Genomic DNA, 18,615 nt, shown 5'->3' with positions numbered 1-18,615 from the left:
CCGACGGCCTTTTGCGGGTTCAGCCCCTGAATTCGATAATGGATTTCGACGCGGGTTCGGACGACGACGTGTTCGAAGACGCCAGGGAACGCGTCGACCGGCCGATGCTTCGACTGTTCACCGGTTACGGACAGGGCCACTGGGGAGCGTTCGTCGTCGGCCTCTGCAGTTCTATTGTCGCTCGGATGCTGGACCTACTGCCACCGATCCTCTTGGCGCTGGCTATCGACGCTATCTTCCTACAGGAGGCCGAATACGGCCTCTTCCTGATACCCGACGCCTGGATTCCCAACGGGCAGGGGCCACAGCTGTGGCTCACTGCCGGCATCATCGCCGCCTCGTTCGGCCTCGGGGCCGTCTTCCACTGGAGTCGGAACTGGGGCTGGAACAAGTTCGCCCAGCACGTTCAACACGCCGTCCGCACCGACACCTACGAGACGATGCAGCGGCTGAACATGGACTTCTTCGCCGATAAGCAGACCGGCGAGATGATGTCGGTGCTGTCGAACGACGTGAACCGGCTGGAGAAGTTCCTCAACGACGGCCTCAACTCCGCTTCGCGGATGATAATCATGGTCGTCGGCATCGCCACGTACCTGTTCTACATGAACTGGCAACTGGCGCTGGTCGCGCTGTTGCCCGTCCCGATTATCGCCGTGTTTACAAAGCGGTTCATCGACGTTATCCAGCCGAAATACGCCGAGGTCCGGTCGACGGTCGGCAAGCTCAACTCCAGACTGGAAAACAACCTCAGCGGCATCCAGATAATCAAGACCGCCAACACCGAGCCGTACGAGGCCGACCGAGTCGAGGACACCTCTGAGGACTACCTCGACGCCAACTGGGACGCCATCGAGACGCGTATCACCTTCTTCCCTGGCCTCCGGCTCGTCTCGGGCATCGGCTTCGTCGTCACGTTCATCGTCGGCGGACTGATGGTCACCGGGCAGGCACCCGGGCCGCTGACGGCGAGCCTCTCCCGCGGGCAGTTTGTCGCCTTTATCATCTACACGCAGCGGTTCGTCTGGCCGATGGCGCAGTTCGGGCAAATCATCAATATGTACCAGCGGGCCTACGCCTCCGCCGAGCGCGTATTCGGGTTGATGGACACGCCCGGTCGCCTCGAAGAGGCCGAGGACGCGCCGCCGCTTGCCGTGACCGACGGTCGCGTCGCGTACGAGGACGTGGCCTTTAGCTACGATGGCGACGACGAGCCGGTGCTTTCGGACATCTCATTCGAGGCCGACGGCGGCGAGACAGTCGCCCTCGTTGGCCCGACCGGCGCGGGGAAATCAACCGTGCTGAAGCTCCTGCTCCGGATGTACGACGTTGACTCCGGCACGGTTCGCATCGACGGCCAGAACGTGCAGGACGTACAGATACAGAGCATCCGTCGCGCCATCGGCTACGTCAGTCAGGAGACGTTCCTGTTCTACGGCACCGTCCGCGAAAACATTGCCTACGGGACGTTCGACGCCACCGACGAGGAAATCGTCGCCGCCGCGAAAGCCGCCGAGGCCGACCAGTTCGTCCGCAATCTCCCGGACGGCTACGACACGATGGTCGGCGAGCGCGGCGTCAAGCTCTCGGGCGGCCAGCGCCAGCGCATCGCTATCGCCCGGGCGATTCTGAAAGATCCCGAAATTCTCATCCTCGACGAGGCGACCAGCGACGTGGACACGGAGACGGAGATGCTCATCCAGCGGTCGCTTGACGACCTGACCGCCGACCGGACCACGTTCGCCATCGCCCACCGTCTCTCGACGGTGAAAGACGCCGACACGATTCTCGTCGTCGAGGACGGCCGTATCGTCGAACGGGGGAGTCACGACGACCTGCTCGCCGCGGACGGCCTCTACGCCAACCTCTGGGCGGTTCAGGCCGGCGAAATCGACGAACTCCCCGAAGAGTTCGTCGAGCGTGCGATTCAGCGACGGGCGCGGACGGATGCTGATGACTGAAACGGTGAGAACGCAATGTTCGAACCGTCAGTTATCAGCAGTTGCCGACGACTGAAGCGGTGAGGACGCCATGTCTGAGCCGTTTGGCTCTGTTAACAGCCGCTTCTCCAGACCTAAAATGGGCTGAAACAGCCGGTCGCTGAAGGGTGTATCCTCCCAGACTCAACCTCTATCCTGTCACTTTAGCTTGACAGTGCCAGCTGGGCCATACGATGGGCTACAGCACACTCTCACAGCTTAGGCAGCAGTTCCGCCGCTATCGCCGACCGACCCTCGCGTGACAAACAGATACGAAACGACGAACGAGACCACAAACAGCGGCGGGAGAGCCAGAACTTGCATCATCGGGTCTGGCGGTGTGACGAACGCGCCGACCACGAACGCCAGAAGGACGGCCAGCGAGTAGGCAGTGACCACCCGTTCACGCCGGTCGGCTGGCTCCGTGCGCGGCTCCCAGTCGTTTCGGACGTAGCGGACCCAGACATAGTAGACCAGGCCAAAACCCGTATACAGAAACAGGAACGTCCAGAGAGTTGAGCCGTTACGTGCGCTGGCCTCCGCACGGGCCCAGTAGCCCAGTGCGATCAGATTTCCAAGGATGATGGCGACCGAAAGCGCGAAAGCAGCACCCATAAACGGCTGTTCACCGGCGAACGGGGCGAATTGCACAGATTCAAGTTGTTCTTAGACACGCATAGACTTTCTGTGAAAAGATAGACACCGTCCGCTGGCCAAATAGCAACATCTGTCCGTTAGCAGCGGTTGCCGACGACAACAGCGACGAGAACACCGGTTTCTCGTCGGCCGGGCACAAACGATTATTACGCATTGTGTTGTAATGCTATCACATGTCAACCACGTACCTCGCTAGCATGGCACTGATGGGTGCGTTAGTGGTGGCGGTGGTCACATGGATGGTCCGCGGGCGAGGGTGGTATCACTACAGCCCGGGGTCGTCAACGAGCGGCCGGTCTCCAACCAGTGACCGCGAGAGTCGCTTCGAGACGTATGCCGACCAGCCGATGGTCTGGGTCGGCGCGTTCGCGGTGCTGGTCGTCGGCCTCCTCGTCGGCGTCGTCGCGTCTATCTCCGGCCCCGTCGAGACCCAGTCGATAGCGGGGCTTGCGGTCGCCGTGGTCGGTGGGGCGGGCCTCTGTGGCTACCTGCTGTTTGGGGTGTATCTCTCGGCGACGCGACGAGGACATCCCCGCTCGCTAGCGGTCGCCGAGTCCGCGACTGTCGCGGGCGTTCTCTTTCTCATCGCGGTCGGTTTCCAGCTTGTCGGGGCCTGAGACCCTCACAGTATCGAGTACGCGGCGGCCCCGGTCAGCGCGAGCGCAGCAACAGTCCCGCCTAGCACGAGGTACGTGACGGCGCGGGGTTCCCAGCGGAGGTGCTGGTAGTACGCGGCGACGCCGACGGCCTTGATAACCGACAGCACCATGATGAGCGCGAAGGCGGCCCAGTAGGCGCTGTCGACGAGGCCGGCGAACTCGACGACGGCCTGTGCGGTCGCGAACACGAACAACACGACGTATATCACGGTGTAGCCTTTCCAGTCCATTGTTCTAGAGGATGTAAAACAGCGGGAACAGGAACAGCCAGACGATGTCGACGAAGTGCCAGTACAGTCCGAAGTACTCGATGGCCCTGTCGTCGCCCTGGTAGGCCCCGTTCCAGGCCCTGATGGTCATGTACGCACAGATAACCAGCCCGATGGTGACGTGCGCGCCATGGAGCCCCGTCGTCAGGTAGAACGTCGACGACGCGATGTTCGTCGAGAGGTTCCACCCGTTCGGGAACGCCTCTGTGCTGATGTGGAACAGGTGCTGCCACTCCAGTCCCTTGTTGATGAGGAAGCCCACGCCGAGCGCGAACGTTCCCATGAGTGCGGCGACGGTCCCGCGCTTGCTCTCCCGTTCGGCGGCGACCATCGCCAGCACGACGAGGAAACTCGACGTGAGCAACAGATACGTGTTGATGAGGCCGGGCATCGTCACATGTTCGGCCGGGATGAGGTCGTGGTGCCAGGCCGTCCAGCCGTACGCGACCCGGACGAAGGCATACGAGCCGATGAAGGCCCCGAACAGGACGATGTCGCTGGCGAGGAACGTCCACATCCCGAGTTTCATCTTCTCGACGCGCTCGAAGGGCCACCGTTCGGCGATGGCCATCTCGGGCGCGTGGAACGGCTCGCGGGTCATCCCGACGAGCGACCCGAGCGTTGCCACCCCACCGACGGCCGCCATGGTCAGGTAGAACACGCTCCCCGTCCGCACGCCCGAGAGCCCGAGAAAGGCGATGAACCCGCCGAGGCTGACGAGGAACGGCCAGAAGCTGGCGTGGCTGGCGTGTTCCTCGCCAGCGGTCTCGTGGGCCGGCTCCATCGCGGTGGCCGTCGCCGCGGCCCTCGCTGTCACCGCGCCGCCGTCCGTCGCGGTCCCGCCGTCGGTCGCCGCGTGGCCGTGGGCCGCGGCTCCGGGCATGCTTTCGGTCCGCTCGGCGACCGTCTCCTCGTCGAGGAACTCCAGTTTCCCGGTGGCGTAGCTCGGTACACCGGGGAAGTTTTCGAGCGGCGGCGGCGAGGCGGCGGCCCACTCGGCGGAGGTGGCGTACTCCCAGGGGTTCGGCCCGACATCCTCCCCGCGCCAGAGGCTCACAAAGAGGTTGTAGAACATGAGGAGGAAGCTCGCGCCGAGAATGAACCCGCCGACAGTGGCCATCGTGTGCCAGATCTGCAGGCCATCGGGGTAGACGAACACTCGCCGCGGCGTCTCCCAGGCGATGAACATCGGGAAGTACAGCAGATTGAACCCGAGGAAGTAGACGCCGAACTGTATCTTCCCCAGCGTCTCGTTGTACATCTTCCCCGTTATCTTGGGATACCAGTAGTAGAGGCCGCCGAACAGCGCCGTCGCGCCCGCGACCATCACGTAGTGGAAATGCGCGACGACCCAGTACGTCCCGCGGAACTGGTAGTCCAGCACGATTGCGCCGAGGAAGACGCCGGTGATGCCGCCGATGATGAACAGGATGAGCGCGCCCAGCGAGAACAGGAACGGCGTCGTGAACCGGACCCGACCTTTCGCCATCGTGTAGATGAGCGAGAACACCATCAGGTCGAAGGGTAGCGAGATGCCGATGGTCGTCGCCATGAAGATGGTCTTGATTGGGAGGTTGATGCCGGTCAGGAACATGTGGTGCATCCAGACGACGAAGCTCTGGAGCGCCACCAGCACCATCGAGATGATGAACCACTTGCGGCCGACCAGCCGCCGGCCGGTAAAGGTCTGGAAGCACTCGGCCATCACGCCCAGCGCCGGGAAGAAGACGATGTACACCTCCGGATGGCCGAAGAACCAGAACAGGTGCGCCCACAGCAGCGACGCACCCGGGTTGTCCGCGTCGGTCGCCATCGTCGTCCCGTCGATAGAGTACTGGAAGTAGGTCGTTCCGAGGACGTGGTCGGAGGCGAGTATCATCAGCGCCGCCAGCAGCGCCGCGAAGGCGAACAGCATCATCCAGACAGTGAGGTTGATCGACAGCGAGAAGATGGGGATGTCCCGCATCCGGAGCCCCTCGGCGCGCATCCGGTACATCGTCGTCAGGAAGTTCACCGACCCCAGCGTCACCGCGGCGGTGAACATGATGAGTGCCAGCACGACCGAGGTCGCGCCCAGGCCCTCGCCGGGGATGTACGCCGGCGTGTTCAGCGGGGCGTACATCGTCCAGCCGCCCGCGAAGGTGGTACCTTGGAAGAACGAGACGCCCATCAGGATGCCCGAGAACAGATACAGCCAATAGGATAGGGCGTTCAACCGCGGGAATGCGAGGTCATCAGCGCCGATCTGCAGTGGAACGACGTAATTCGCGAAGCCGAAGGCGAACGGCGAGATGAACCAGAACACCATCAGCAGGCCGTGGGTCGACACCGCCTGGTTGTACCCCATCGACCCAAGCAGGTCAGCGCCCGAGGAGATCAGTTCGAGGCGGAACAGCAGGGCGAGGACGCCGCCGAAAATCAGGAAAAACAGCGCGGTGATGAGATACAGCACGCCGATGTCCTTGTGGTTGGTCGTGAGGAACCACCGGCTGACCGACGACTTGGGCGGCAATCCGTGTTCGTGGTCGTGGCTCATGCGGGCGCACCTCCGAGGGCGGTCGCCTCAGTCGCGATTCGCTGGTCCGTCTCGTTGCCGCTCGCCGCCGTCCCGTTCGTCTCCGCGTACCACTCCTCGTACTCGTCCTGTGGCATCACAACCACATCCGTCGTCATCAGCGAGTGGCCGCTGCCACACAGCTCGTAGCACTTGGCGGCGTAGGTCCCCGTCTCGTTGGCCGTGAACCAGGCCGACGTGTACTGGCCCGGAACGGCGTCGGTCTTGACTCGCAACTCCGGTATCCCGAAGTTGTGGAACACGTCCGTCGAGGTCACCTGTAACCTGACCACCCGGTCCTGTGGCACGTAGAGCGTGTTGGTCGTGTGCCCGTTCGGGTACACGAAGTCCCAGCCGAACCGGTATCCCTCCACGTCAATTTCCAGCGCCTCCTCTTGAGCCAGATCGGGCCCCTGCTCGATGTACAGCAGTTGCGAGTACGTCCAGGCGATGAGCGAGACGACGATGATGGCGCTGATGCTGAACGAGTAGAACACCTTCCGGCCACCCGCGCCGCCGGTCGGCATCTCCCCCATTTCGGGCCGTTCGACCTTGTCGGCGTACGGGTCCGTTCCGCCCCCGTCGTCGCGGTACTTGAGCGCGTGGTACATCGTGTACGCCACGACGACCACCCCGACGGCTGTTCCCAGCAGCAGGAACACCTCGAAGATCTGGTCGAACACCGCACTGGGTGCCCTGACGTCGCCACCGTGCAAGGGGAACACAACCATGGCGTATGTTATCAAGGATGCCGCCATTTCTTCATGATTCTTCCCACCTTGTAATAGGTATTGCGGACAGATTTCTGACATATGTCCTTCGCTGGCCTAACGTGTGCGGGAACTTTTTTATCTACTGCCATGTTACAACACACCATGGAAGACACGTCACCCGGCGTCGAGGACCCGCCTATCAACGACGACGGCCTCACAGAGGTCGAGGAGTTCGATAGCCTCGCCGGGATTCTCGCCGACGGTGTCGTCGGTGCTGCCGGCGGGCTGGTCGGGACCGCGATGATGTCCGTCGTCTTCCTCATCGCCCAGTCACTGGGCGCGTTCAGTCTCGACGACTTCGCAATCCTCACCGAGCTCGTGGGCCTGACCGGCTACGTCCCGGAGGTACTGTTCGGCTTCTTCATCTTCCTCGGCGGCGGGATGTTCCCGTGGCCGCTGCTGTTCGCTTCGCTGAAAGCGTACCTCCCGGGCCAGTCCGATCCCGTCAGCGGCGCGTTCTTCGGCGGCGCGATGTGGACCGGGTTCGTGCTCGCTTTCTACACCGACCAGTCCGGACTCACGCTGGTGCTGTACGCGGTGCTGACGCTCATCGCTCACGTCGTCTACGGCATCGGTCTCGGCGCGGTGTTCAACTACTTCTCGACGCGCCCGGACTCTATCGTCTGAGGCCGAAGACCTGTCTGAGATTGCGAGCTACTCCGTCGTCACTGTCTCCGACGCGGTGAGCGTCGTCGCACGGTGTGTTGCGGACGCGATCTGGAAGTGAACTGTGTGCTCGCCGGCCTCGTATGCATCGCCCAGTTGCTCGGCGAGGTCGAGGCTCCCGCTCGTCGAGCCATCGCCGTAGTGGACGTGTCGCGCATTGTTTGGGATGACCTCGCCGGTCGGCACCGGATCGGTGTTGACGATCGCGTGCAGATGGCCCGTATTCGACGTGATACCGTCGCTGGTGGGTCCGATGGTGTAGTTCTCGACACTGGCCTCCCAGTCAACGACGCTCCCGTCGACGCTCGTCTCGACACTGAGGCTGGCCTCGTCGCTGACGGTCACGTCGACGCTGTCGGTCAGTGCCATCGCCGTGTGTGCGCCGTCCCCCAGTTGGAGGTGGAGCGTGTGCTCGCCGGGGTCTAGTTTCAGCACGCCGTCTTTCTGCCCGGTCCCGTAGTGGATGTGGGCGTCGTCCGTCGGAATTGTCTCGCCCGGCGTTACAGGGTCGGCGTCAACGATGATGTGGTAGTGCCCGGCCCCGCTGGTCACTTCCCCGGCTTCTTCGATGGTAACGCCGTCGGCGGTTGCCCGCCACTGTACGGACGGACTGGTAAGGGCCGCAGTATCGTTTGGGACCGCAACGGAGACGCTGGCGTTCTGTCCGACGCCGTTCCGATACGCCCCGGTCTCCGCTTCTGTGGTGTCGGTGTCCCCGCCGTTCGCTGGCTCCGTTGCCATGCTATCGGTTCCGTCTGTCCGGGTAGGTGTCACCGCGCCGCCGCCCGACTGGTCCTCGCTACAGCCCGCGAGACCGGTCGCTACAGCAGTCGAGACGCCACAGACGAACGTTCGGCGTGTGAGTCTGTCGTCCATATCGCGTGGCCGGAACTGTTGCTCCACGAACACTTAAGCGCTCGACCGGCCGTAAATACGGCTTTGGATAGAATGTCACACCGGTTGCCAGGCACCGGCCGGACCTGTTTCTGCAGTCAATTTCACCGAAACCGGGACTTGCGGGACAAAAGTCGCTGGACGACGCGAGCGATGCGCTGGTGACCGGCGGAGAACGCGGTGAGCATTCGCCGGAACGTGGCTAGCTTGCGCTCAGGCTTCGGCTTCCGCATCGGCGTCGCCGTCCGCCTCCGCGTCCGCCCCGTCTTCACCCTCGAACTCTTCGAGCGTGCTTCGGAGCTGTGGGATCGTCGCGGTGAGGTCACCGATCTGCTCGCGGGCGTCGTCGACGTCGTCGATGAGGTCGGCGATGGTTTCGATTTCCTCGGCGAGGTCGTCGGCGTCCTCGAAGGCGTCCGCGCGTTCGCCCATCGTGTACCACTTCTTCGCGTCGCGGAGGTGGTCCTCGGCGTCGCCCACGTCGAGTGCCGTTTTGAGCGAGTTCAGAACGCCGAGCGTGTTGTCGGCCTCCACGTCCCAGACCGAATCGGCCTCGGGGAGCGCGTCGCGAGCCTCCGCGAGCGACTCCTCGACGTCCGTGCGCATTTCATTGGCCGCCTCTCCGAACAGTTCGTCGTCGTCCAGACTTGACTGACTCATACGGAGACGTTGGGGCGGTGAGGGATTAAAAGCCCGCCTGAAAGTGAAAGTGAAACCGCAGGACGTGACCGGTCGGCAATTCCTGAAACCGAAAAGCCGTTGTGGCTACTCGGCCCGGATGTCCGAGCGCACCTCGGGAATCGGGTCCATGTCTGCGTCGATGTCACCCAGCACGAGCATCGCGTAGTACCGCAGGAACGTCGTCAGCGGGACCTGTATGAGCGCACCGATAACGAGCAGGACCAGCAGCCCCAGCAGCCCGACAACCCCGGCCAGGACCACGCCGACGGAATTCTGGAGCGCGAGATACAGCGCAAACGCAACGAGCCCGAACGGGATCAGAACGACGATAAATGCGATGATGCCGAGAATCGCGCTGACGATACCGACACCGATCTGGAGGACGATGGAGAAAAACAGGTAGGCGAGGTACTGCTTGGGGTGGCCTTTCATCGACCCCCAGAGCCGCGACCACCCGGAGAGGACGCCGTCGTCGTCCGCCGTCATCAGCGGGACGACAAACACCGTGGTGAAGCCGAAGACGATACCGTAGCTTATCGCGAGCACCGCGAAAACGGCGATGAACAGTCCCGATAGCGCGAGGGCGCTCGACGTACCGACGTTTGCGGCTTCGCCACCGAGCGCCAGGAAGAACACGGCCGCACCAATCACGAGCGCGACGCCGAGCCAGATAACCCCGAGGACAAGCCGGAACAGGAACAGCCGTATTCCGTTCCCGACGTGGTCGCTGAAGTATCGGCGGACGTGTATCTCGCGGTCGATGAGCGCCTGGGTCAACACGAACTCCATGAAGTTACTCAGGATGCCGTACGCGAATGCCAGCAGGATGAACAGGCCGATGACGGCGAGCACAAGGAGCCCAGCCCCGGCGAGTAGTTCGTCCGGTGCGCCGGACGGGACGCCGGGCTCGGAGACTTGCAAGGCGAGGTTCCCGGGCACGGACATCACAGTTTCAAGCGGCGCGGCCAGTTGAAACTCGCTTCCCGGGCCGCTGGGACCGCCGTTCCCGCCGAAATCGCCGAAGTTGCTGAACGACTGGACGTTGTTCAGTCCGACACCACCGCCACCGATGAAGAACACGACGAACGCCATTCGGAGCCACGTTCCCTTCTCGAACGGGAACAGGAACGACTTCGTCGCGTCGATTGCGTCGTCGATATCGTCGACTGCGTGGAGGGCCATATCGGAAGTCTCACAGCCCGCTCTGGTAAAATTTTCGGGCCTGTGTCAGTGATTCAGGCTCCCGTCTGGTCATTCACTCCTGCACTGCGTCGACCTGCATCAGCGGGTAGCCGTCCTCCATCGCCATGCTTGTCTCGACCGTGACGCCCTCGTATTCGATGCGCATCTCGACGTCGATGAACCGCCCAGTAAGTTCGGTGTAGTCCGCCCCGCCCTCGGCGATAGCGTCTTCCAGCGCCTCTGTTCGGACGCTGACGGTGACCGCCTCACAGAACGGCTGGTTCTCGATGGCTTCCTCCATCGCCGCCGCGAGCGAGTCGGCGCTGGCCGGGCTGATCGGGGTACCGGCGAACTGGTGATACAACGACCCGAACTTGACGCCCGCTTCGAAACACGCCTCCTGCGGAGCTGTGGGTTCCATACGCTCGGTCCGGCTGGGCGACACAAAAGCGAACCGCAAGCTACCTATTGCGTGCGACGTATCGTCTCATACGAATGGACGACCCGGTTCTGCTCACCGGCGCTGGCGGCGCTGTCGGGGCGGCCATCCTCGAAGGCCTCGAGGACGCCTACGAGTGGAAACTCATGTTCCACAGCCCACCCGCCGAGGAGCCCGACCACGAGTACCTCGTCGGGGACGTGTCCAGCGAGGGCGACGTGGCCGCGGCGATGGACGGCGTCAGCGCCGTCATCCACCTGGCCGGCGACCCCCGGCCCGAAGCCCCCTGGGATTCCGTCCTCGAAAACAACATCGACGGCACCCAGAAGATGTACGAGGCCGCCGTCGACGAGGGCGTCGAGAAGTTCGTCTTCGCGTCCTCGAACCACGCCGTCGGCTCCTTCGAAACGGACGAGCGCACGCCCGAGATGTACCGCCCGGACGACCAGTACCGCCTCGACGGGACGGAACTCCCCCGCCCAGGAAACCTCTACGGCGTCTCGAAAGCCACCGGCGAGGTGCTGGGCCGCTACTACCACGACCAGTACGGGCTCTCCGTCTGCAACATCCGTATCGGCAACCTCACGCGGGGCCACCCGCCGATAGACTACGAGCGCGGGCAGGCGATGTGGCTCTCCTACCGAGACTGTGCTCACATCCACGACTGCGCGCTCCAGGCCGACTACGAGTACGAAATCGTCTACGGGATCTCCGATAACGACCGCAAGTACTACTCCATCGAGCGCGCGAAAGAGGCACTCGGCTACGACCCACAGGACAACTCCGCGCACTTCGACGGCGAAGAACGCGTCGCCGAACCGGAGCCGTAGCGCCGTTACCGGCGTCAGTGAGCTTTTGCCGTCTGCGCCAATACGGTAGCGTCTCCGAGCAACAGGCTGGTTCGAATCGTCCAGTCGCTCTGTCGGACACCAGTCCGGTTCTATTCGTCCGAAGAAACGACCCCACTCGCTTCGTCTGTTATCTTCTCCGAGATGGGGCCGACGCTCGCTCGCTTCTCGCCGATCGTGGCTCCGACGAGTGCACCGAGCGCGGCACCACTACTCGCCGCACTTTTACTGAACAGCCCACCGATTCCAGCACCGACGGCAGCGAAAGCGGCAGCGTTCTTGGCACGACTCCACGCACGGATAAGGCGGGACTTCATGTCTCAATCTATTCGGAGTGTTGACATAAGTGCGTGGGTTGGGACACGAACCCAGCAAAAACGCCCGTATCGAAGCTCAGGTCGCCGAACCGGAGCCGTGGCGGGCACACCACGGACCGCTACCACTTCTCGCCGAGCACGCCGCGCTGCCGGTCCTCGTAGGTCCCGTCTCGAAAGACAGTGACCCGCCCGTTCTCCTCGCTCAGCGTCACCACTGCAAACACGGCGTCCCGAGTGGAGGTCTCCAGCGCACTCATGTGTCGTGTCCCCATCCAGTCAGCATACGGGAGCTGGTCGACAGTTTCCGCCTCCGCTTCAGTCAACTGCGTGAGCCGAACCATCGATGGTCTGACTGTGCCGTCACTGCGGACGACAACTGCGCCGTCACACGCAACCGCAACCGACTGGGCCGCCTCGAACAGCGCCCCGGACTGGTCGAACACGCTCGGGCAGTCCTCGACCGGCCACCGGTTCGACCCCATCGGGTCGGAAAACGCCGTCGTCGGGTCGCGCTCGATGACGACGTACAGCCCCGGCCCCCGTACGTGAGCGTCGTCCCACCGGTCGAACGCCAGACTCACGTCCTCGACACAGCCCCTGATTCGGTCGAGAACAGCACTCTCCGGGGCAGCCTCTCTCTCCGCGTCTGTGGGACTCGGACGTTCAATCGAGTCGCTCATTCGGTCGTCTGTCGGTTGGGCCGCCACGGGCATAGTCGGTGCGGATTTCCGGAAAATACGTTGTGTTGATTAAATGGGTAACCAGTCAGCCAAACGGCCAGAGCTACTCGAACAGCCCCCGCACGTCGTCGTCTTTCTGCTGTTCCAGTTCGACGTGGTCCCGGAGCCGCTGGTAGACGACGGGGCGCTGGTCGCGCTCGCGCACGAACGAGAACACCATTCCGACGAACTGCGAGCCGCCGTCGCCGTCGAGTTCATCTCGCGCGCGGTCAACAGCGTCGTCGATGACTTCCTCGTCGTACCGGCCAGCCTCCGCCAGCACTTCGGCAGCGATGGCGGTAGCGTCGAAATCAAGCGTGTCGTAGCCAATCGCTTCGCGTCGTGGGTCACCACTGGCGGGTCCGCCGCTGCGTGGTGTGGGTCCGCCGCCGTCGCCGCGAGGAACGACCAGACCCTGTCTAGTGCCACCCCGCGGTACGGGTCGGGCAGGCCGTCGAGGTACTCCACCGCGCTCTCGGCCAGTCCCTGCGCGCCCGACCAGTTCTCCTCGCTAGCGTGGTGGACGACCGCGGTGAACTGGATGAGACCGTGCAGAAACCGCTCGTCGTCACCTTCGTCGAGGTCCAGCCAGTACGCCTCCCACGCGTCGTGTGCGGCGTGGTAGCGACCTTCGTTGTACACTGCGATGCCGGCACGGAGATGGTCGCGCACACGGTGGGTTGTATTCGCGGTCGGAAAACCACATCGCCATCTGTGCAAAGTTTCGACAGCGAGACCCTATTACCGTCGCTCGGCGGTTTGCGTCGGTAGAAACGTCCGGACGGAGTTCCACGCGAGCGTGGAGCACGTCCGGTCGTGAATGGAATGAACGTCCGGACGGAGATTTGAACTCCGGTCCCTGGCTCCGCAAGCCAAGAGGATAGTCCACTACCCTATCCGGACTCATTTCCAGAGAGGGTGGTGCACCTAAAAAGGGTGACGGTTCGCGTGCCGTCACGCGACGGGTAGGCACACTTCGCTACAACGCTGATTTGAGCGACCGGGAGTATCTTTCAACTGGCCTACATTCGGGCGAATATGAAGCGGCGACAACTCCTACGATACGGTGGTCTCGGTTGCTCGATAGCGCTCGCTGGCTGCTTTGGTGGGGCGCCCGGTAGCGGGGAAACATCCACAGAGGGCGCGAGTGAAACCCCGAGTGTGAACGAGACAACATTCAGCGTCACCCAGCGACAGTCCGGGTCACAGACAAGTTCGGCAACGGTGGCTTTCGACGGCGATCAAGTCGTCGTCGAAGGCACTATCTGGGGATCTGATGGGTGCAAAACGGCCGACCTAACAGACGTCACGTACGATTCGAGTGCCGATGAACTTCGCATCAGTGTTGGGACGAAGGATAAACCGGACGCTGGCGATGTGTGTACGCAAGCCATTATGGAGATCGACTACCGGGCGACGGCGACGTTTGAGAACGGGCTCCCCGGCACGGTGTCTGTGTCTCACGACACCGGCGACGGCCAGAGCCCCGTAACAACAGCGACACGCTAACGGCTGCCCACGACTCTCTCAACGTGGTGGCATAACAGTGCCCGCTGTCGGGCCAGCGGACGAGGGTTTATACCCCATCGCATGACCACCATCGAGTAATGGACGGGAGACCACCGAAATCGACCGACAACGGCCGCTCGCTCGCCCAACGACAACGCTTAAGCGCGCCCCAGCCCAGCGTCCCATAGATAGATGGGTGCGATAGAGGACATTTACGAGGACCTAGAGACGGACGTCCCCGAGGAGGAGTTCCGCGAGGCCGTCGAGGAGAAGGTCGAGCAGATGGGCGGGCTCGCCGACGAGGAGACGGCCGCGATGCTGTTGGCCCACGAGCTCAACGAGAACGAGGTCAACGCCATCGCCGATATCGAACCCGGGATGGACGAGGTGAAGTTCCTCGCCAAGGTGATGGCCATCGGCGACCTGAAGACCTTCGAACGCGACGACGAGGACGAGGACGGCCGGGTCATCAACGTCGAGGCGGCCGACGAGAGCGGCAGCCTCAGGCTCGCCTTCTGGGACGGCCAGGCCGTCGACATCGACGAGGGGCAACTGGAGGTCGGCGACGTACTCCGGGTGAAGGGTCGGCCGAAGGACGGCTACAATGGGCTGGAGGTGTCCGTCGACAAGGCGGAGCCGGACGACGACGCCACAATCGACGTGGAGCCGGGCGCTGGCTCGTCCATCGACGCGCTGACGATGGGCCAGTCCGACGTGACGCTGCGCGGGCTCGTGCTTGATACCGACACCATCCGGACGTTCGACCGGGATGACGGCAGCGAGGGCCGTGTCTCGAACCTCACGCTCGGCGATGAGACGGGGCGTATCCGGGTGACGCTGTGGGACGACCGAGCCGACCGCGCCGAGGAACTCGATGCGGGGGCGGCCGTGGAGATAATCGATGGCTACGTCCGGGAGCGGGACGGCTCGCTGGAACTCCACGTCGGCGACCAAGGGGCCGTCGACGAAGTGGATGACGACGTGGCCTTTGAGCCCGACGCTGACCCAATCGCGGAGGTCGAACTCGAAGAGACAGCCGATATTGCTGGCGTCGTGCGCTCGGCCGACCCCAAGCGGACGTTCGACCGCGACGACGGCAGCGAGGGACAGGTCCGAAATGTCCGCATCCAGGACGCGACGGGCGACATCCGCGTGGCGCTGTGGGGCGACAAGGCGGACAAGGACATCGCGCCGGGCGACGAAGTGCTCGCGGCGGATGTCGAAATCCAGGACGGCTGGCAGGACGACAAGGAGGCCTCGGCGAGCTGGAACTCTACGGTCGTCGTGCTCGACGACGGCGCGGATCTGGCGACTGGTGGCGCAGGTGGGGGAGCCAGCGCCGAGACGACCGACGCCGAACACGCCGGCCTGTCCTCCTTCGGTGACGGTGCGGACGACGCTGATACCGACAACAGCGGCGACGGGGCGGCCGCAGTCAGTGCTGGTACCGGCGACACGTCGCCGGACGGTGGCGCACAGAGCGCCGGCCAGCAGGTGGAGTTCACCGGCACCGTCGTCCAGACCGGCGACCCCGTGGTGCTGGACGACGGCGAGCAGACGATGAGCGTCGAAACCGGCGAGCGCGTGCAGTTAGGGCAGGAGATAACGGTCCGTGGCGAACTCCACGACGACCGGCTTCACGCTGAGGACGTGTTCTGAGTCGCCGAGCGACGCTACGGAAACTCTTAAGACCGCAACACTCCCGGGTTTGGGTATGAGTGTCGAGCTACCGTTCGCACCGGTGGATGCGGTCATTCGGCGGAACGCGGACGGGCTCCGGGTGAGTGCCGACGCTGCGGAGGAACTGGCTCGTCGAATACAGGACCACGGCGCTTCGCTTGCCGTCACAGCAGCTACCGAGGCCACCACGGACGGCCGAAAGACGCTGATGCCGGCCGATTTCGGCATCGAGCAGGTCCCGGAGAAGGACGGCCTCGAACTCCCCGTCGCGCCGGTCGACCGCATCGCACGGCTCGACATCGACGACGACTACCGCGTCGCAATGGACGCCCGCGTCGCCCTCGCGTCGCTCCTCGAAACGTACGCCGACGACACGGCCGCCGCGGCCGCCACGTTGGCTCGTCACGCTGACCGTCGGACGATCAAGGCAGCTGACGTCGAAACGTACTTCGAACTCGAACAGTACTACTGAATGAACTTCGGCTACCGCGAGGTCTGTCTGGACCACGACACCGGGCCGCGACATCCGGAGAGTCCCGACAGACTTCGAGCGATACGGCGCGCGCTCAAGGAGAACCACGGTGTCGAGTACGTCACCGCCGACGACGCCGACATCGACCTCGTGCGCGAGGTCCACGACACCGACTACATCGAGGAGTTCCGCGAGTTCTGTGACGACGGCGGCGGGAACTGGGACGCCGACACCGTCGCGGTCGAGGAGACGTGGGACGCCGCGCTGGCCTCGGCCGGCCTCGCTGTCTGGGCGGCGGAAGCCGCGCTTGACGGCAACGCCGGCCGCGACACACCGTTCTCTCTGGGCCGACCGCCCGGCCATCACGCTGTGGGCGACGACGCCATGGGCTTCTGTTTCATCAACAACGCGGCCGTCGCGGCACAGGCGGCCCTCGAAGCCGATGCCGAGCGCGTCGCCATCTTCGACTGGGACGTCCACCACGGGAACGGTACACAGGACATCTTCTACGACCGTTCCGACGTGTTCTACGCCTCGATACACGAGGACGGCCTCTACCCCGGCACTGGCGACATTGAGGAGACCGGCACGGGGAACGCCGACGGCACGAACCTCAACGTCAAGTACAAGCCCGGCGCTGACACCGCCGACTACCTCGCCGCGATCGACGAGTGCATCGCGCCGGCCATCGAGGACTACGACCCCGACCTGTTGCTCATCAGCGCCGGCTTCGACGCGCACGAACACGACCCGATTTCACGGATGCGCGTCTCGACGGAAGGGTACGGCGCAATGACGGACCGCATGCGCTCGCTCACAGACGCCTGTGACGCGGCGCTTGGAATCATCCTCGAGGGCGGGTACGGACTTGATACCCTCTCAGACTCGGTTACGACCGTTCACGAAGTCTTTGACGGCTACCAGCCGATGGAACCGGACGACGACGTCAGCGACGACGCTCGCGACGTTCTCGATGACCTCGCCGATCAGGGCTTCGGCTCGAAGTAGTCCGCCAGATCGACGCCGAAACCGTCGGCAAGCGCTGTAATCTCTGTGCCGACCAGTACCTCGTAGCCGTCCTCCAGTGCCGACTCGATCCGTGGCCCCAGCCCCACGTCGAAGACAGCATCGCTCGACAGGAACCCGGTAGCTGTGGTGATCGCGCGTGGCCGCTCGACGACGTAGCGGTCGCCGTCGATGAAGGGGCCGGCCACCTCGGGGTCGTCGTCGTACTTCTCGAAGAACCCGCTCGCGTGCTCGCGGACGTGGACCGGCGGCCCTTCGTGGCGCTCGACGGCCGGCCGCTCGGCGACGGCAAATTCGAGCAGCAGGACGGCGTCCCGCTGTGCTGGTGATCCGCTGTCGCCGCCGGCGGTAGCTCTCGCACTGTCGACGGCTCGGCCCCCGTCGTCTCCGCTGCCGTCCTCGACGAACGCGGCCGACCGCAGGACCTCGAACCCCAGTCGGTCGAGTTCGCTGCAGAGCCCATCGAGGGATTTCCGGAGCTGGGGCCAGAGCTGGTCGTCGACCACGTCCGGGGCGACGAAGCGGAGCGCCATCGGCGTCGTTTCCCGCTGTGACACAGCGGCTTCGATGTCTGGTGCTGCGAACGGCTCAGGGTCGTCCTCGGTGAACAGCGAGGCCCGTGGTTCGGCGAGCAGGTCCCGGGCGTAGTGCTGGAGCCTGGCGACGTTCGTGGCGGACAGCACCGCCGCGACGTTGCGCTCCGGGTCCGTCGGGTCGATGACGACCAGCGGGTCGTCGAACGTCTCGCTCCCGTGGTCCTCGGGGTCCAGCCGAACCGGCGGGTACCAGTCCGCGACTGCCTCGACGAACGCCCGGAAGCCGCCGTACTCGAGTACCAGCAGCTCCGTCAGATAGCCCGAGAACCCGCGTGTTCGGAGGTCGCTCCCGTAGACACCGATGCCCTTCAGGAACTGCTTTGCCACCCGCACCTCGCCCGCGCCGTCGTCGTCCAGTCGCTCCTGCAGATATCTGGTGTGAAACGGCGTCCGGTCGACCGCGGACTGGATCTCGGTGGCGTCCTCGACCGCGTAGCAGGGCACCAGATCCACGGCGTACCCCTCGCGCTCGCCGACGACGTAGGGGTGTTCGGCGTACTCCTCGCGCCCATCGGGGAGGACTTCGTGCCCGACCGTCAGCCCGTATTCCTCCAGCGCTTCGCGGTCGAGTGACGGTGGAAAACAGACGAACACGTCCACGTCTCGGTCGCCGGCGGTCCACGTTCCGCGGGCCGTCGATCCGACTTGCACTACCTCCGCAGCGACCGGCAGGTCGGCGACGGCCGCCTCGGCGT

The 18,615-nt window shown here is 64.0% G+C and carries 19 protein-coding genes, 1 tRNA gene and 1 pseudogene; 8 read left to right on the top strand and 13 right to left on the bottom strand.

From position 1 onward, the window contains the following. Window positions 1–38: 38 nt before the first annotated feature. Entirely contained in the window at window positions 39–1,961 is a 1,923-nt protein-coding gene (locus GJ630_RS05880) for an ABC transporter ATP-binding protein (RefSeq protein WP_191449541.1), read from the top strand. Window positions 1,962–2,198: 237 nt separating this feature from the next. On the opposite strand, the gene GJ630_RS05875 is transcribed toward GJ630_RS05880, so the two are convergent. Continuing rightward, a complete protein-coding gene (locus GJ630_RS05875) occupies window positions 2,199–2,630 on the bottom strand; it encodes a hypothetical protein (protein ID WP_225306785.1) in 432 nt (143 codons plus the stop codon). Window positions 2,631–2,809: 179 nt separating this feature from the next. On the opposite strand from GJ630_RS05875, the gene GJ630_RS05870 reads away from it, so the two are divergent. Beyond that, on the top strand, window positions 2,810–3,253 hold the full coding sequence (locus GJ630_RS05870; RefSeq protein ID WP_049919114.1) for a hypothetical protein: 444 nt from the start codon (window positions 2,810–2,812) through the stop codon (window positions 3,251–3,253). Between the two features lie 5 nt (window positions 3,254–3,258). Here the strand turns inward: GJ630_RS05870 and GJ630_RS05865 are convergent, their stop codons facing one another. From GJ630_RS05865 to coxB, 3 genes are read right to left on the bottom strand one after another with little or no spacing between them, the layout of a single operon-like run. Then, window positions 3,259–3,525, bottom strand: a complete 267-nt coding sequence (locus GJ630_RS05865; RefSeq protein WP_014041416.1) for a cytochrome C oxidase subunit IV family protein — start codon at window positions 3,523–3,525, stop codon at window positions 3,259–3,261. A 4-nt stretch (window positions 3,526–3,529) separates the two neighbouring features. Beyond that, on the bottom strand, window positions 3,530–6,100 hold the full coding sequence (locus GJ630_RS05860) for a cbb3-type cytochrome c oxidase subunit I (protein ID WP_191449540.1): 2,571 nt from the start codon (window positions 6,098–6,100) through the stop codon (window positions 3,530–3,532). Continuing rightward, window positions 6,097–6,849, bottom strand: a complete 753-nt coding sequence (gene coxB / locus GJ630_RS05855) for a cytochrome c oxidase subunit II (protein ID WP_014041414.1) — start codon at window positions 6,847–6,849, stop codon at window positions 6,097–6,099. The genes GJ630_RS05860 and coxB overlap by 4 nt, the downstream gene beginning before the upstream one ends. A gap of 144 nt (window positions 6,850–6,993) precedes the next feature. Between coxB and GJ630_RS05850 the strand changes: the two genes are divergently transcribed. After that, a complete protein-coding gene (locus GJ630_RS05850) occupies window positions 6,994–7,518 on the top strand; it encodes a DUF6789 family protein (RefSeq protein WP_014041413.1) in 525 nt (174 codons plus the stop codon). Window positions 7,519–7,545: 27 nt separating this feature from the next. Here the strand turns inward: GJ630_RS05850 and GJ630_RS05845 are convergent, their stop codons facing one another. The 4 genes from GJ630_RS05845 to GJ630_RS05830 form a co-directional block, all read right to left on the bottom strand. Further along, window positions 7,546–8,433 (bottom strand): DUF4399 domain-containing protein, encoded by an 888-nt coding sequence (locus GJ630_RS05845; RefSeq protein WP_191449539.1) that lies wholly within the window; start codon window positions 8,431–8,433, stop codon window positions 7,546–7,548. A gap of 231 nt (window positions 8,434–8,664) precedes the next feature. Continuing rightward, window positions 8,665–9,111, bottom strand: a complete 447-nt coding sequence (locus GJ630_RS05840; RefSeq protein WP_014041411.1) for a DUF5790 family protein — start codon at window positions 9,109–9,111, stop codon at window positions 8,665–8,667. A 105-nt stretch (window positions 9,112–9,216) separates the two neighbouring features. After that, window positions 9,217–10,314, bottom strand: a complete 1,098-nt coding sequence (locus GJ630_RS05835) for a hypothetical protein (RefSeq protein ID WP_191449538.1) — start codon at window positions 10,312–10,314, stop codon at window positions 9,217–9,219. 73 nt (window positions 10,315–10,387) lie between these two features. Beyond that, window positions 10,388–10,735 carry a dihydroneopterin aldolase family protein gene (locus tag GJ630_RS05830; RefSeq protein WP_008307666.1) on the bottom strand — a complete coding sequence of 116 codons (348 nt, stop codon included), beginning with the start codon at window positions 10,733–10,735 and terminating at the stop codon, window positions 10,388–10,390. Between the two features lie 74 nt (window positions 10,736–10,809). Between GJ630_RS05830 and azf the strand changes: the two genes are divergently transcribed. Then, window positions 10,810–11,583, top strand: coding sequence for an NAD-dependent glucose-6-phosphate dehydrogenase Azf (azf, locus tag GJ630_RS05825; RefSeq protein WP_014041409.1), 774 nt, complete (start codon window positions 10,810–10,812; stop codon window positions 11,581–11,583). Between the two features lie 110 nt (window positions 11,584–11,693). Here the strand turns inward: azf and GJ630_RS05820 are convergent, their stop codons facing one another. The 4 genes and pseudogenes from GJ630_RS05820 to GJ630_RS05805 all read right to left on the bottom strand — a co-directional run bounded on the left by GJ630_RS05820 (window position 11,694) and on the right by GJ630_RS05805 (window position 13,540). Beyond that, window positions 11,694–11,918, bottom strand: coding sequence for a hypothetical protein (locus tag GJ630_RS05820; RefSeq protein ID WP_129755641.1), 225 nt, complete (start codon window positions 11,916–11,918; stop codon window positions 11,694–11,696). A 119-nt stretch (window positions 11,919–12,037) separates the two neighbouring features. Then, a complete protein-coding gene (locus tag GJ630_RS05815) occupies window positions 12,038–12,598 on the bottom strand; it encodes a diadenylate cyclase (RefSeq protein WP_186764057.1) in 561 nt (186 codons plus the stop codon). A gap of 103 nt (window positions 12,599–12,701) precedes the next feature. Beyond that, a pseudogene (locus GJ630_RS05810) lies at window positions 12,702–13,309 on the bottom strand (DUF309 domain-containing protein). A 158-nt stretch (window positions 13,310–13,467) separates the two neighbouring features. Beyond that, window positions 13,468–13,540, bottom strand: a tRNA-Arg gene (locus GJ630_RS05805). Between the two features lie 258 nt (window positions 13,541–13,798). Here GJ630_RS05805 and GJ630_RS05800 point away from each other — a divergent pair. The 4 genes from GJ630_RS05800 (at window position 13,799) to GJ630_RS05785 (ending at window position 17,306) form a co-directional block, all read left to right on the top strand. Further along, complete coding sequence (locus tag GJ630_RS05800) at window positions 13,799–14,146, top strand: hypothetical protein (RefSeq protein ID WP_023843424.1); 348 nt, start codon at window positions 13,799–13,801, stop codon at window positions 14,144–14,146. Window positions 14,147–14,338: 192 nt separating this feature from the next. Next, window positions 14,339–15,805 (top strand): single-stranded DNA binding protein, encoded by a 1,467-nt coding sequence (locus tag GJ630_RS05795; protein WP_014041405.1) that lies wholly within the window; start codon window positions 14,339–14,341, stop codon window positions 15,803–15,805. A 55-nt stretch (window positions 15,806–15,860) separates the two neighbouring features. Continuing rightward, window positions 15,861–16,298 (top strand): histone, encoded by a 438-nt coding sequence (locus tag GJ630_RS05790; protein ID WP_005537260.1) that lies wholly within the window; start codon window positions 15,861–15,863, stop codon window positions 16,296–16,298. Then, entirely contained in the window at window positions 16,299–17,306 is a 1,008-nt protein-coding gene (locus GJ630_RS05785; RefSeq protein WP_050037129.1) for a histone deacetylase, read from the top strand. Here GJ630_RS05785 and cca read toward each other — a convergent pair. Then, on the bottom strand, window positions 17,285–18,615 hold a 1,331-nt coding region (cca, locus tag GJ630_RS05780; RefSeq protein ID WP_191449537.1), incomplete at its 5' end, for a CCA tRNA nucleotidyltransferase. The genes GJ630_RS05785 and cca overlap by 22 nt on opposite strands.

Source organism: Haloarcula sp. CBA1122, assembly GCF_009741785.1.
Lineage (GTDB): Archaea > Halobacteriota > Halobacteria > Halobacteriales > Haloarculaceae > Haloarcula > Haloarcula hispanica.
The sequence above is the reverse complement of the archived record's forward strand: the minus strand, read 5'-3'. Positions and strand labels throughout refer to the sequence as shown.

Excerpts from the sequence above, each read along its gene's own strand:
- GJ630_RS05850 (WP_014041413.1), top strand. The coding sequence starts at position 6,994 with ATGGAAGACACGTCACCCGGCGTCGAGGACCCGCCTATCAACGACGAC.
- GJ630_RS05880 (WP_191449541.1), top strand. The coding sequence starts at position 39 with ATGGATTTCGACGCGGGTTCGGACGACGACGTGTTCGAAGACGCCAGG.
- GJ630_RS05845 (WP_191449539.1), bottom strand. The coding sequence starts at position 8,433 with ATGGACGACAGACTCACACGCCGAACGTTCGTCTGTGGCGTCTCGACT.
- GJ630_RS05870 (WP_049919114.1), top strand. The coding sequence starts at position 2,810 with ATGTCAACCACGTACCTCGCTAGCATGGCACTGATGGGTGCGTTAGTG.
- GJ630_RS05865 (WP_014041416.1), bottom strand. The coding sequence starts at position 3,525 with ATGGACTGGAAAGGCTACACCGTGATATACGTCGTGTTGTTCGTGTTC.
- GJ630_RS05815 (WP_186764057.1), bottom strand. The coding sequence starts at position 12,598 with ATGAGCGACTCGATTGAACGTCCGAGTCCCACAGACGCGGAGAGAGAG.
- GJ630_RS05835 (WP_191449538.1), bottom strand. The coding sequence starts at position 10,314 with ATGGCCCTCCACGCAGTCGACGATATCGACGACGCAATCGACGCGACG.
- GJ630_RS05795 (WP_014041405.1), top strand. The coding sequence starts at position 14,339 with ATGGGTGCGATAGAGGACATTTACGAGGACCTAGAGACGGACGTCCCC.
- GJ630_RS05820 (WP_129755641.1), bottom strand. The coding sequence starts at position 11,918 with ATGAAGTCCCGCCTTATCCGTGCGTGGAGTCGTGCCAAGAACGCTGCC.
- GJ630_RS05840 (WP_014041411.1), bottom strand. The coding sequence starts at position 9,111 with ATGAGTCAGTCAAGTCTGGACGACGACGAACTGTTCGGAGAGGCGGCC.
- GJ630_RS05830 (WP_008307666.1), bottom strand. The coding sequence starts at position 10,735 with ATGGAACCCACAGCTCCGCAGGAGGCGTGTTTCGAAGCGGGCGTCAAG.
- coxB (WP_014041414.1), bottom strand. The coding sequence starts at position 6,849 with ATGGTTGTGTTCCCCTTGCACGGTGGCGACGTCAGGGCACCCAGTGCG.
- GJ630_RS05790 (WP_005537260.1), top strand. The coding sequence starts at position 15,861 with ATGAGTGTCGAGCTACCGTTCGCACCGGTGGATGCGGTCATTCGGCGG.
- GJ630_RS05785 (WP_050037129.1), top strand. The coding sequence starts at position 16,299 with ATGAACTTCGGCTACCGCGAGGTCTGTCTGGACCACGACACCGGGCCG.
- GJ630_RS05860 (WP_191449540.1), bottom strand. The coding sequence starts at position 6,100 with ATGAGCCACGACCACGAACACGGATTGCCGCCCAAGTCGTCGGTCAGC.
- azf (WP_014041409.1), top strand. The coding sequence starts at position 10,810 with ATGGACGACCCGGTTCTGCTCACCGGCGCTGGCGGCGCTGTCGGGGCG.